The following is a 12,826-nucleotide window of genomic DNA, read 5'->3' on the forward strand; positions in this document are numbered from 1 at the left end:
ATGGGTACCGCAACGTTGTGGCTGCTGCCCACCTTCCCGCTCGCCGGCGCGATCCTGCTGCTGCTGATCGGGCGCCGCGCCGACCGCTGGGGCCACTACCTGGGCACCGTCGCCGCCCTGGCCTCCTTCGTCGTCGCCGTCGTCGCGTTCGCCGGCATGCTCGGCCGCGCCGACGCCGACCGGGCGATCCATCTGCAACTGTTCGAATGGGTGCCCGTCGGTGCCCTGCGGGTCGGGTTCGGGCTGCAACTGGACCAGCTGTCGATCTGTTTCGCGCTGCTCATCACCGGCGTCGGGTCGCTGATCCACCTGTACTCGATCGGCTACATGAGCGATGACCCCGGCAGGCGCCGCTTCTTCGGCTACCTCAACCTGTTCCTCGCGGCCATGCTCGTGCTGGTACTGGCCGACAACTTCCTGGTGCTCTACCTCGGCTGGGAAGGTGTGGGTCTGGCCTCCTACCTGCTGATCGGGTTCTGGTACACCAAGCCGGCGGCGGCGACCGCGGCCAAGAAGGCGTTCGTGGTCAACCGGGTCGGTGACATGGGCCTGGCCATCGCCATGATGGTCATGTTCGCCGCGTTCGGGTCCTTCGACTTCCGCACCGTGTTCGCCGCGACACCGGGCGCGAGCGAAGGCACGCTCACCGCGATCGGGTTGCTGCTGTTGCTGGCCGCCTGCGGCAAATCCGCGCAGGTGCCACTGCAATCCTGGCTCGGTGACGCGATGGAAGGCCCCACCCCGGTCTCGGCCCTCATCCACGCCGCGACCATGGTCACCGCCGGTGTCTACCTGATCGCCCGCGCCAACCCCATCTACGACCTGGCCCCCGACGCGCGACTGGCGGTGCTCGCGGTCGGTGCGGTGACGCTGCTGTTCGGCGCGATCATCGGCTGCGCCAAGGACGACATCAAGAAGGCACTGGCCGCCTCGACGATGAGCCAGATCGGCTACATGATCCTGGCCGTCGGCCTCGGCCCGGCCGGCTACGCGTTCGCGATCATGCACCTGCTCACCCACGGCTTCTTCAAGGCCGGACTGTTCCTGGGCGCCGGGTCGGTGATGCACGCGATGAACGACGAGACCGATATGCGCCGCTACGGCGGGCTGCGCACCCTCATGCCGATCACCTTCGTCACCTTCGGGCTCGGCTACCTGGCGATCATCGGCGTACCGCCACTGTCGGGATTCTTCTCCAAGGACAAGATCATCGAGGCCGCCTTCGGCCACGGCGGCGGCACCGGAATCCTGCTCGGCACAGTCACTCTCCTCGGTGCCGGCCTGACCGCGTTCTACATGACCCGCGTCATGCTCATGACGTTCTTCGGTGACCGTCGCTGGCGCCCCGACACCCACCCCCACGAAGCGCCCGCGGTGATGACCGGCCCGATGATCCTGCTCGCCTTCGGCTCGGTCTTCGCCGGCGGCCTGTTCGTGTGGGGGTCCTCGCTGGTCAACTGGCTCGAACCCGTGGTCGGCGCACACCACGGCGAACCGGTCGTCCCGGCCGGGGTGGTCACCGGGCTCGCGTTGACGGTGGTCGTCATCGGTGTGGCGCTCGCCTACCGTGTCTACGCCGAGAACCCGATCCCCGAGACCGCGCCGGAGCAGGTGAGCGTGCTGACCGTGGCCGCGCGCAAGGACCTCTACGGCGATGCGATCAACGAGGCCGCGTTCGAACGCCCCGGCAACTACCTGACCAGGGCGCTGGTGTTCCTCGACGCGCGCGGGGTCGACGGCATCGTCAACGGGACCGCCGCCGCGATCGGTGGGCTGTCCGCGCGCATCCGCACGGTGCAAACCGGTTTCGTGCGGTCCTATGCCCTGTCCATGTTCACCGGCGCGGCCCTGGTGGCCGCTGCCCTGCTGGCGGTGAGGTTCTGGTGAACTCGTTTCCCTGGCTGACGACGCTGTGGCTGGCCCCCGCGGTCGGCGCGCTCGCGGTGCTGATCGTCCCCGCCGGACGGCGGAATCTGGCGCGCGGGCTGGCCTTCGCGGTATCGATCGGTGTGCTCGCGCTGGCCGTGACCCTCGCGGTGCGGTTCCAGCCGGGCGGCGAGCAATACCAGTTCGTCGAAGCCCACGAATGGATTCCGGCGTTCGGCGTCGGCTACACCCTCGGCCTCGACGGCATCGCCACCGCGCTGGTGCTGCTCACCGCGGTGTTGCTGCCGCTGCTGATCCTGGCGGGCTGGCACGACGACCGCGCCGCGGGCGACGGCCGCAAGACCGTCCACATCTATATGGCGTTGATGCTGCTGGTCGAGTCGATGGTGCTGATCTCGTTCCTGGCCCTGGATGTGCTGCTGTTCTACATCTTCTTCGAAGCGATGCTGATCCCGATGTATTTCCTGATCGGCGGCTTCGGGCCACGCACCAGCGACGCCGCGGTCCGCGCCCAGCGCTCCCGCGCGGCGGTGAAGTTCCTGCTGTACAACCTGTTCGGCGGCCTGATCATGCTGGCCGCGGTGATCGGGCTCTACGTGCTCACCGTCAACGCCGAACTCGGGACGAACTCGGCGGGCACCTTCGATCTGCGTGTGATCGTCGCCGCGGTCCAGAACGGTCAGCTCGGTGGCAGCGCCGCCGTGCTCGACCTGCTGTTCCTCGGTTTCCTGTTCGCGTTCGCGGTGAAAGCGCCGCTGTGGCCGTTGCACACCTGGCTGCCCGACGCGGCGGTCTCGGCGACCCCGTCCAGTGCGGTGCTGATGATGGCGGTGGTCGACAAGGTCGGCACCTTCGGCATGCTGCGTTACTGCCTGCTGCTGTTCCCGCTGGCCTCCACGACCTTCGCGCCGATGGTGATCACCCTCGCGGTGATCGGCATCATCTACGGTGCGCTGCTCGCGATCGGCCAGACCGATGTGATGCGCCTGATCGCCTACACCTCGATCTCGCACTTCGGGTTCATCATCCTCGGCATCTTCGCCATGACCAGCCAGGCCCAGGCCGGTGCGACGCTATACATGGTCAATCACGGACTGTCCACGGCCGCATTGTTCCTCATCGCCGGGTTCCTGGTCTCGCGGCGCGGTACCCGGATGATCGCCGACTTCGGCGGCGTGCAGAAAGTGGCGCCCGTGCTGGCGGGCACCTTCTTCATCGCCGGCCTGGCGACCCTGTCGCTGCCGGGGCTGGCGCCGTTCGTCAGCGAATTCCTGGTCCTCATCGGCACCTTCAGCAAGTACAAGGTGGCCGCGGTCATCGCGACCGGTGCGCTGGTTCTGGCCGCGATCTACGTGCTGTGGCTCTACCAGCGGATGATGACCGGCCCGCTGAAGCAGGGCAACGAGCAGCTGCGTGATCTGGTGCCCCGCGAACTCGCCGTGGTCGTGCCGCTGCTGGTGGCACTGCTGGTGCTCGGCTTCTACCCCAAACCGATCCTCGACCTGGTGGATCCCGCGGTGGGACACACACTCTCGACGATCGGTCAGCATGATCCCGCGCCGACGGTGCCCGCCCCCGAGGCAGGCGCCGCCCCCCAGCCCGCAGGCGGACACCAATGAGGACGGACTCCGTGACCATCGACGAGCTCGCCGCCACCCTGCCCGCACCGAGCATCGAATACCACCTGCTCGCACCGATGCTGATCGTGTTCGCGGTCGGCGTCGTCGGGGTGCTGGTGGAAGCCTTCGCGCCGCGGTCGTCGCGGTATCTCACCCAACTGGTCCTGGGGGTGGGCGGGGTGATCGGCGCGCTGGTCGCCGTCGTGCTGCTCGCGGGGACCTCGGCCACCGCGGTAGCCGGCGCGGTCGCCGTCGACGGGGTGACACTGTTCCTGCAGGGCACGATCCTGCTGGTCGCGCTGCTCGGACTGCTGCTGATCGCCGAACGCGGCGCGGTGCCGCGGGCGCGCAGCGGACCCGGCACCTGGAGCCGGGCCGCGGCCACCCTCGAACGCGGTGTCGACGCGTTCACCCCGCAGGCCTCCGCGGTGCCGGGCAGCGCCGACGAGCTCGCCGCCGTCCGGGCCGGCGTGGCGACCACCGAGGTGTTCCCGCTGACCATGCTCGCGCTCGGCGGGCTGCTGCTGTTCCCCGCTTCGAACGATCTGCTGACCATGTTCGTCGCGCTCGAAGTGCTGTCGCTGCCGCTGTACCTGCTGTGTGGGCTGGCGCGGCGCAGGCGGCTGCTGTCGCAGGAAGCGGCACTCAAGTACTTCCTGCTCGGCGCGTTCTCCTCGGCGTTCTTCCTCTACGGTGTCGCACTGCTGTATGGGCAGACCGGGACGGTGTCGCTGCCGGGAATCGGTGCGGCACTGGAGAAGGAGCCCGAGAACGCGACCCTGGCCTTGCTCGGGATCGGCATGCTCGCGGTGGGTCTGCTGTTCAAGATCGGCGCGGTCCCGTTCCAAGCCTGGGTGCCCGATGTGTATCAGGGCGCGCCGACACCGATCACCGCGTTCATGGCGGCGGCTACCAAGATCGCCGCGGTCGGCGCGACCCTGCGCGTACTGATGGTCGCGGTGGACGCGCTGCGCGAGGACTGGCGTCCGGTGCTGGCCGCGATCGCGGTGGCGACCATGGTGGTCGGTGCGGTCATGGCGATCACCCAGACTGATGTGAAACGAATGCTCGCCTACTCCTCGATCGCGCACGCCGGGTTCCTGCTCGTCGGCCTGGTCGCCGCCGACACGGCCGGGGTGGCGGCGGTGCTGTTCTATCTGCTCGCCTACGGTCTGAGCACGGTCGCCGCGTTCGCGGTGGTCACCCTGGTCCGGGACGCCTCCGGTGACGAGGCGACCGCGCTGTCGCAGTGGGCAGGACTCGGACGGCGATCCCCGTGGCTGGCCTCGGCTTTCGCGTTGCTGCTGCTCTCGTTCGCCGGTCTGCCGCTGACCAGCGGATTCGTCAGCAAGTTCGCGGTGTTCGCCGCCGCGTCGGGCGCGGGCTACACCCCGCTGGTCGTGATCGGTGTCGTGTGCAGTGCCATAGCCGCGTTCTTCTACGTCCGGGTGATCGTGCTGATGTTCTTCACCGATCCACCCGCCGACGCACCGACGGTGACAGCACCGTTCGCGACCACCCTGGTCGTCGCGTTCGGCGCCGGCTCGACGGTGCTGCTCGGCATCTTCCCGCAACCGGTGCTGGACCTGGCCGAACGCTACGCGGAATTCATCCGCTGATGCACGAACAGGACCGGGAACCGACCAGTCACGAACGCCACAGCGGGCAACCGTGGGACGCGTCCTACCGCCACGGCCCCGCGCCCTGGGACATCGGTACCGCCCAACCCGCGGTCACCCGGCTGATCGCGGCGGGCGCATTCACCGGTGAGGTCCTGGACGTGGGCTGCGGCACCGGCGACAACACCGTCGCCCTCGCCGCCACCGGCCTGCACGTCCTCGGTGTCGATGTCGCCGAGACCGCCCTGGCCATCGCCCGCCGCACAGCCACCGACCGCGGCCTCACCGTCGACTTCGCCCTCGCCGACGCCCTGCACCTCGAGCGACTGCACCGCCGCTTCGACACCGTCCTCGACAGTGCCCTGTTCCACACCTTCGACACCACCGAACAAGCCGCCTACGCCGCGAGCCTGACCACCGCCACCACCCCCGACGCCACGGTCCACCTCCTGTGCTTCAGCGACACCGGCCCGAATCCGGGCCCGCACCCGATCTCCCGTGCTGCCATCACCGCGGCCTTCGCCTCCGCCGACTGGCACATCGCCGCCATCGAACCCTCCACGCTCCGCACCAGATTCGACGACGCCAGCCCCGCCTGGCTGGCCACCATCCACCGCCGCCCGCGCACACCGGCTGCGTCTTCCTGACCTACGCGAGGACATCGCCCAACCCAGGCGCTCCGGCCATTCAGGTGGCGGGAAGGGGAAACTCGATATGGGTGAGGAGTTCGGAAACCTCCCAGAGCTTGTGCGCGGCATCATCATCGAGGGCTTGGCCGGACAATTCCTCGAGGGCGGCGGGCCCGCGCACCCCGAACCGGCTGGGGCCGGAGAAGCTGGCACCGGGGACGTCGCCGACAGTGGCCAGCAGGGTCGGCCGGGCCCCACCCTCGGGGCTTTGGGCCAGTAGCCGCGTTCCCAGTGCGAGGGTGCGGTCGAGGGTCCGCCGGCCGGTGGTCATGGTGAATCCGGTGGCTGCCCAGCCGGGATGCGCGGCCGTGGCCAGGATCGGTGAGCCGGCCGTGTTCAGCCGGCGCTGTAGTTCTCTGGTGAACAGCAGGTTGGCCAGCTTGGTCTGCCCGTAGGCGCCGAACGGCCGATACGGGCGTCGTTGCCACTGCAGGTCCTCGAAGTCGATGTGTGCGTTGCGGTAATTGGTGGAGGACACGGTGATCACCCGCCGGGTGATCTGGCTCAGGAGCAGATTCGTCAAGGCGAAGTGCCCGAGATGGTTGATGCCGAACTGGCTTTCGAAGCCGTCGGCGGTGAGCTGCAGGCTGTCGGTCATGGAACCGGCGTTGTTGATCAGATAGTCGATGGAGCCGTCCATCGTGCGCGCGAACGCACGCACCGAGGCCAGCGACCCGAGATCCAGCGGACGCGACTCGGTACGGCCGCCGATCTCGGCCGCGGCCGCACGCCCGCGGGTCTGGTCGCGCACGGCGAGGACGACCCGCGCGCCCTTCGCTGACAGGGCGGCCGCGGTGGCCTTGCCGATGCCGCTGCTGCCGCCGGTGATGACGACGGTCCGGCGGGTCTGATCGGGGATGTGCATGGTCATGAGGTGGTCTTTCCGTGATCGGGGTGCGCGGTGTTCGAGATCGATGCTGTCCGGGATGTGCCGCCTCACAAGCTGTCCCAGAAGTCCGACAGCATGCGGGCGGCCCGGGCCGGGTCCTGCAGCATCCACCAGTGACCGAGCGCGTCGAGGTCGACGGCACGGGCGCCCGCGCGCTCGGCGGCGCGGCGGCGGAGGGCAACGCTGCCGGCAGTGAGGTCGTCGGTGGCCACGGGCACCAGACCGGGCCGCGCGGCCGCCGCAGGCAGCTCGAGCCCGCGTTCGGCCAGCATGTTCGCGGGTACCGAGCGGTACAGCGACAGAATGGCTCGGCCCATCTCCGGGCCCTGCCCGAGCGCCACCTGGCCGGCCGTCGGCTCCGGGATGCCCCAGGAGACCATGCGCGCCGTCCGTTCCGCGGTGTCTCCCGAGAAGGATTCCTCGATGTGGCGTTCCCCGTCGCCCGGGGTCTGCCAGGTCGTTGCGATCTCGTGCCAGGTGAAGTCCGGTTCGTACCCGCCGATGGTGTCGCTGACCCAACTGCGCACCAGGTCGGGGCGGGCCATCGCGACTTCCAGCACGTATCCGCCGCCGAAGTCGTGACCGACCAGGTCCACCGGGGTCTCGAGCTGCGTCAGTTCGTCGATGAGCCAATCGCGGTAGTCCAGGAAGGTGGCCCCGAAGTCCGCGGGAAGTGCGGTGCCGAACCCGGGGGGTGAGAGCCGGACCACGTCCTGCTGGTAGGGCTCGGGCAGTTCGTTGATCAACGGGGTCCAGACCGCAGCGGTCACCGGGACGCCGTGGACGAAAACAATGGTCATACCAGGAATGACACCACCGGACCGGCGTAGCCGTCCAAGACCTACTGTGCACCACGTGATGCAAGAAATGCATCACGTGGTGGCTAGTCTTGGGTGCATGCTTCCCGATCTGGACCTTCGGTTGGTCCGGTACTTCACGGTCGTCGCCGAGCAGCTGAACTTCGCCCGGGCGGCCGAGGAACTGCGTGTCGCGCAGCCGTCCCTGAGCCGTCAGATCCAGCGCCTGGAGAACACTCTCGGCGTGCGGCTGCTCGAGCGCACCACCCAGGGCAGCCGGCTCACCGCCGCAGGTGCGGCTTTCCTGCCCCGGGCACAGCAGTTGCTGCACAGCGCCCAGCAGGCGGTCCAGACCGCCGTGGCCGCGGCCCCGGCGCGCACGATCACCATCGGGTACGTCGACGATCTCGTGGTCACGCCCGCCGTGCGCGACCTGCGCCATCGATATCCCGACGCCCACGTCCGTACTCGGCACCTCGGCTCGCGCGACGCCGCCGCACTGCTGGAGCGCCAGGTCGATGTCCTGGTCACCCGTACACCGCTGCCGATCCCGGTCGAGGATCTACAGGTGACGGTCCTCTACTCCGAGGACCGGGTGTTGCTGGTGCCCGCGTCACACCGCCTCGCCGGGAAAGAGACCGTCACCGCCGACGACATCGCCGCGGAACCACTCGTGGGCTGCACCGGGATGGGCGTCGAATGGACCTCCTTCTGGCGGCTCGAACCCCGATCCGGCAGCGAACCCGCCCCGGTGGGTCCCACCTTGGCCGAGACCTACGAGGACAAACTCGAAGCCATCACCGACGGCACCGCCATCGCCATCGTCCCGGCCGGCGACCGCCGCTACACCCTGCGCCCCGACCTGGTCACCGTCGCGCTCGACGGCATCGAGCCGTGCCGAATCGTCGTAGCCACCCGGACCACGGACACGAACCCACTCGTCACAGAGTTCGTGCGATCGGCGAAAGATCTCCTGGTCGGGCCGATCCGGAGATCGTGACACCGAAGATCCCCGCGTGGACAGTCACCCCGGATGGTCCCCGCCGCGGTGCGGTACTCGCGTCGGACTGTTCGCCGGTGAACGTATTCGCACTGTCGTCCGGGGCGCGACCGCGACTACCGTGGCGGTGTGCGAAGTGTGGGGAGAGAACTGCTCGACGAGGTCGAGAACATGTCGGTGCCGCAGCGGATGCGGACGCTGGCGGCGCGAGCGCGGCAGCTGGCCGGGACCCCGGAACTGGATCAGCTGCTGGCCGCGGTGGATGCCGAGGGCCCGTACGGGCGGTGGGTCGCCGGGTATCTGGCCAGGATCGGTGGCGGGCGGCAGTTCCTGCTGGCCCGGCTCGACTCCTCCGACCAGGACGCGGCCGGTGCCGCGCTGACGGCGTTGATCCGGCTCGGCATCGAGCCGCGGGTTCTCGTCGACCGGCTGCCGGCGATGTCGAAGCGCGTCCGGTACAACGTGTTCCGGGCACTCGGGCGCGGCGACAACACCGAGCTCGCCGATACGCTGCTGCCGCGGGTGCGCAGCCTGTTCGGTGACGTCGAGGCCGCGCGGGTGCTGCCGTCGTGCTCGGCCGCGGTGGTCGCGCACCTGCTGCCCGATCTCGCCTATACCGTGCCGAGCTGGAACAAGCTGGGCGGCAAGCACATCGGCGTCGTCTTCGACTACGTGCAGGCGCGCGCGGCCGGTGCCGACCGCGCGCAGTGGCAGGAACTGTGGTGGCGTCTGACCGCGAACCCGATCGCCGCCGCCACCCACGACCCGGACCGGCTGCTGGCGCTGGCCGGTGTCGCTGTCAGGTATGTGTCCGTCGCGCAATTGAACCCGGTGGCGGGCATGCTCGCCCGCCACGACATCGCCGCGGTGCGACGGCTCGTCCTGCATCCCAGTGGACACGGGCGCGGACTGGCAGGGCCTGCGTTGTGGCGGGCGCTGCAAGTTCTGCCCGACGACGACCTGCGTGAGCTCTACCTGGCCTGCCCGGCGGGCTCGAAACAGCAGTTCCTGCACACGATGCCGCCGTCGCGCCGGGCGGCTCTGGCCGCCGCCGACCTGGTCCGGCCCGGGCTCGCCCCGGCTGCCGTCGATGTCGCGCTGCTCGACGAACTCCCCGGCCCCGCCCGCCACGCCGTGGCCGACGAGCTCCTCGCCCGCCCCGGCGGCGCGGACATCCCCGAGGTCGCCGACCGGCTCACCGCACGCTTGCCCTGGACACGGGCTCGGCCCGTGCTCGTCCAGGCGACGCGGCGGCCCACCGCCGACGAACGCGCCCGCGCCTACCCGCTGCTGATCACCGCCGCCGCAGGCACCCGCGATCCCGCGGTGCTCACCGACCTGCTGACCCTGCTCACCCGCCTGCGCAACGAACAGGACCCAGTCCGTTCCAGCGCACTCCAGGCACTGGCCGGCATCCCGATGTCGCTGCTCACCACCGAGCATCTGCCCGCGCTCGAACAACTCGCGACCGATGCCCTGCAGGCACGCGACCGATCCTGGACCACCATCCACGCCGTCGGCCGGCTCACCCGCACCCTGCTCCTGCGCGGTGGCCACACCGGCGACCCGGCGTTCACCGACACCTCGCTACGGGTCATCACCCAGCTCGCGGCCCTGTCGAGCGCGCCGAATCTGCGGGGCCTGCACCACAATCTGCCCCGCGGCGCCGAACACCGCATCTTCGCGGCCCTGCTCGACCGGCTCACCGCCGACGCCGACCGCGACATCTGGTACCTGTGCCTGGCCACGGCCGAAGGACTCGCCCACCGCGCCTGCAACATCCCCGCCCTGCAAGCCCTGCTCGTGCGCGCCTGCCGGTCGGCCTCGGATGCCACGGTGTGCCGCGCGGTGCCCCTGGCCCTGGCCGCACCTGACACCCGCGACACCCACCTCGACGCGATGCTCGCCCACGATCGGTCCCTGATCACCCTGCCGATCGTCCAGCAGCACATCGGCTCCCGCCGCACCGATCTGCTCGTCTCGCTGCTCGACACCACGACTCCGGGCCGGTTCCTGCCGGACTCGGTGAGGTTCGTCCCGATGTCGCTGGGGGGTTTCCGGCGCTGGTCGCCGCAGCACATCGACCGGTACGCGCGGCTGCTCGACGACTACGCCCGCGGCCGGGCGACCCAGCGGTACGAGCAGGCCGCCGCCGTGCGCCAGCTCGGCCGGCTGCCGGGCAGCCTCGCCCGCGTGCGCAGGTTCGTCGACCACGACGATGTCGTCGTCGCCGAGGCCGCCCTGACCGCACTCGGCGGCAGCGACCAACCCGAAGACGCCGTCGCGATCCTGGCCGCGTATGTCGGCGACGACCGGGCCCGGGTGGCGGTGAGCAGTATCGCGGCGTGCGCTCCGGCGCTCCCGCCGGAGCGGATCTCGGTCGCGGTCGCCCCGCTGCTGGGTTCGCGCAAGATCACCGCGGTGAAGGAAGGGATCCGGTTGCTCGCGTCGTTGCGTGCCCCGGACGCGGCGACGGTGATCACCGAACTGGCCCTGCGCCCGGACGCGCACCGGGATGTGCGGCGCGCCGCGGTGTTCGGTACCCGGTTCCTGCTCGATCAGGAAGCCGCGTGGACCCTGCTCGACCGGGTCGCGGCCGACCCCGAGGTGGCGAGCGCGATCCTCGAGATCCGGCCCTTCCTGCTCCCGATCCCGCAGCGGCCCCGGTTCGCGGCGTTCGTGCGGGATCTGGCCGCGCAGCCCGATCCGCGGGTGGCCGGTCCGGCACTGGCCGCGCTGAGCGGCTGGCAGCGGTGGGCGGCGCCGGGCACCGACGCGGTGATCATCGATCAGCTCACCGATCTGGACCGGGTCGGGGTGTGGCAGGCCGCGATGCAGGCGCTGCTCGCCGGTGTCCGTCAGTCCGGCGAACCGACGGCGCTGTCCACCGCCGTCACGCGGCTACGCGCCGACGGATTCACCGCACCCGGCCGGGATCTGCCCGCGCACCAGCGGCTGTCGAGCCTGCTGCACTGGTTCGTGCCGTTGCTGCGCAACTACGACGAGATCCGGCCCCTGGCCGCGCCGATCGCCGAACTCGTCGCCACCGATCCGCTCTGGCACGACCAGGTCATCCAGCTCACCGTCGTCGCCATCCGATGGGAAGACCCCGCCGGTGTCGTCGCCACCTTCGACCGGATCGCTGCCTACGCCACCGGTGCCCTGATCCCCCGCCCCGCACACCACCTCGCCCAGCGGCTCCCCGACGCCCTCACCAGCACCGCGCCCGAGGTCCTGCACACGATCAGCGCCGAATTGTCCACCCGCCCAGCACCGTCGACCGCCCTGGCCGCCCTCGCGATCGTCACCCAGTGCGGCCCGAAGTTCGGCTGGTCGACCGACTGGCTCGACATCCTGACCCGCCTGCGCGCCCATCCCGACCCGGACGTCCGCCGCACCGCCCACACCGTCTTCACCGAACCGGAGTAACCGGGACCGCCGGGGGTGACGCCGGGTGACCGCTGCCGGGCCGCGATCACCGCCACGGTCCTGGGTCACGGCTGATCGAGGACCTGCTGGAGCCGCGCGGCAAAAGCGATCGGGTGGTCGACGAATCCGGTGTGGTCGCCGGGGAACAGCACCGGTTCGATGCCCAGTGCGGTGCCGAGTTCGCGGGAGGCGCGGTCACAGAACTGGCCGGCCGATTCGGTGCCGATGCCGATGATGACGCGGGTCGGCACGGCGCGCAGCAGCGGCGGGTCGGGCACCCAGGCGGTGGTGGCGCGCAGTTCGTGGGCGAACCAGTACTGTTCGCTGGCGACCTGCCGGGGATCACGGTCGCCGCCGAACATCTGCGCGACCACCTCGGCGGGGACGCCGAGGTCGGCCTGGTCGAAGAATTTCTGCCAGGCGCCGACCACGTCACCGGCGGCGTAGGTGGCGATGATGTCCTCGGTGCGGGCCCGCTGGGACTCGGCGTCGGGCAGCAGTTCCCGCAGGGGTGGTTCGTGCGCGACCACGGTGGTGACCAGGTCGGGGTGGTTCTGGGCCAGGGCCAGCGCGCTCACGGCGCCACCGCTGGACCCGAACACGACCGCCGGGCCGGTATCGAGGTGGGTGATCAGGCGGGCCAGGTCGTCGGCGCGGGCCAGTACCGCCGAGTCCTGGTCCGGATCGTCGAGGGGGCTGGCGAAATGACCTCGCGGATCGGTGGTCAGGACGGTGTTGGTGGTGGCGAGGTGCTCGGCCAGCGGCGCGAACGAGGCGGCGTTCATCGGCGCGCCGACGAGCACGATCAGCGGCCCCGACCCTCTGACCTCATAGTGCAGGCGGGCATCAGGCACCACGAGGGTGCCGGTGGTGACAGCGGAACTGGCAGTCATGAGA

General features: G+C 70.2%; 9 protein-coding genes. 6 read left to right on the plus strand and 3 right to left on the minus strand.

The genetic code is table 11. The annotated features are described in order from the left end of the window. From nuoL to ACFXK0_RS07175, 4 genes are read left to right on the plus strand one after another with little or no spacing between them, the layout of a single operon-like run. A complete protein-coding gene (gene nuoL, locus ACFXK0_RS07160; protein ID WP_379408971.1) occupies positions 1–1,887 on the plus strand; it encodes an NADH-quinone oxidoreductase subunit L in 1,887 nt (628 codons plus the stop codon). Further along, the gene (locus tag ACFXK0_RS07165; protein WP_379408972.1) at positions 1,884–3,506 is read left to right on the plus strand and encodes an NADH-quinone oxidoreductase subunit M; all 1,623 of its coding nucleotides are present in this window, start codon (positions 1,884–1,886) and stop codon (positions 3,504–3,506) included. Before nuoL ends, ACFXK0_RS07165 begins: the two co-directional genes overlap by 4 nt. Next, positions 3,503–5,125, plus strand: coding sequence for an NADH-quinone oxidoreductase subunit NuoN (gene nuoN, locus ACFXK0_RS07170; RefSeq protein ID WP_379408973.1), 1,623 nt, complete (start codon positions 3,503–3,505; stop codon positions 5,123–5,125). Before ACFXK0_RS07165 ends, nuoN begins: the two co-directional genes overlap by 4 nt. Further along, positions 5,125–5,772: a class I SAM-dependent methyltransferase gene (locus ACFXK0_RS07175; protein ID WP_379408975.1), complete on the plus strand. Its 648-nt coding sequence runs from the start codon at positions 5,125–5,127 to the stop codon at positions 5,770–5,772. The genes nuoN and ACFXK0_RS07175 overlap by 1 nt, the downstream gene beginning before the upstream one ends. A gap of 40 nt (positions 5,773–5,812) precedes the next feature. Here the strand turns inward: ACFXK0_RS07175 and ACFXK0_RS07180 are convergent, their stop codons facing one another. Then, positions 5,813–6,685 carry an oxidoreductase gene (locus ACFXK0_RS07180; RefSeq protein WP_379408976.1) on the minus strand — a complete coding sequence of 291 codons (873 nt, stop codon included), beginning with the start codon at positions 6,683–6,685 and terminating at the stop codon, positions 5,813–5,815. 65 nt (positions 6,686–6,750) lie between these two features. After that, positions 6,751–7,503, minus strand: a complete 753-nt coding sequence (locus tag ACFXK0_RS07185; protein WP_379408977.1) for an alpha/beta fold hydrolase — start codon at positions 7,501–7,503, stop codon at positions 6,751–6,753. Positions 7,504–7,600: 97 nt separating this feature from the next. Between ACFXK0_RS07185 and ACFXK0_RS07190 the strand changes: the two genes are divergently transcribed. Beyond that, positions 7,601–8,500, plus strand: a complete 900-nt coding sequence (locus tag ACFXK0_RS07190; RefSeq protein ID WP_379408978.1) for a LysR family transcriptional regulator — start codon at positions 7,601–7,603, stop codon at positions 8,498–8,500. Positions 8,501–8,629: 129 nt separating this feature from the next. Beyond that, positions 8,630–11,929 (plus strand): hypothetical protein, encoded by a 3,300-nt coding sequence (locus tag ACFXK0_RS07195; protein ID WP_379408979.1) that lies wholly within the window; start codon positions 8,630–8,632, stop codon positions 11,927–11,929. A gap of 65 nt (positions 11,930–11,994) precedes the next feature. On the opposite strand, the gene ACFXK0_RS07200 is transcribed toward ACFXK0_RS07195, so the two are convergent. Beyond that, positions 11,995–12,822: an alpha/beta fold hydrolase gene (locus ACFXK0_RS07200; protein WP_379408981.1), complete on the minus strand. Its 828-nt coding sequence runs from the start codon at positions 12,820–12,822 to the stop codon at positions 11,995–11,997. Positions 12,823–12,826: the final 4 nt, after the last annotated feature.

Origin of the sequence: Nocardia sp. NPDC059177 (genome assembly GCF_042755165.1) — a bacterium.
GTDB lineage: Bacteria > Actinomycetota > Actinomycetes > Mycobacteriales > Mycobacteriaceae > Nocardia.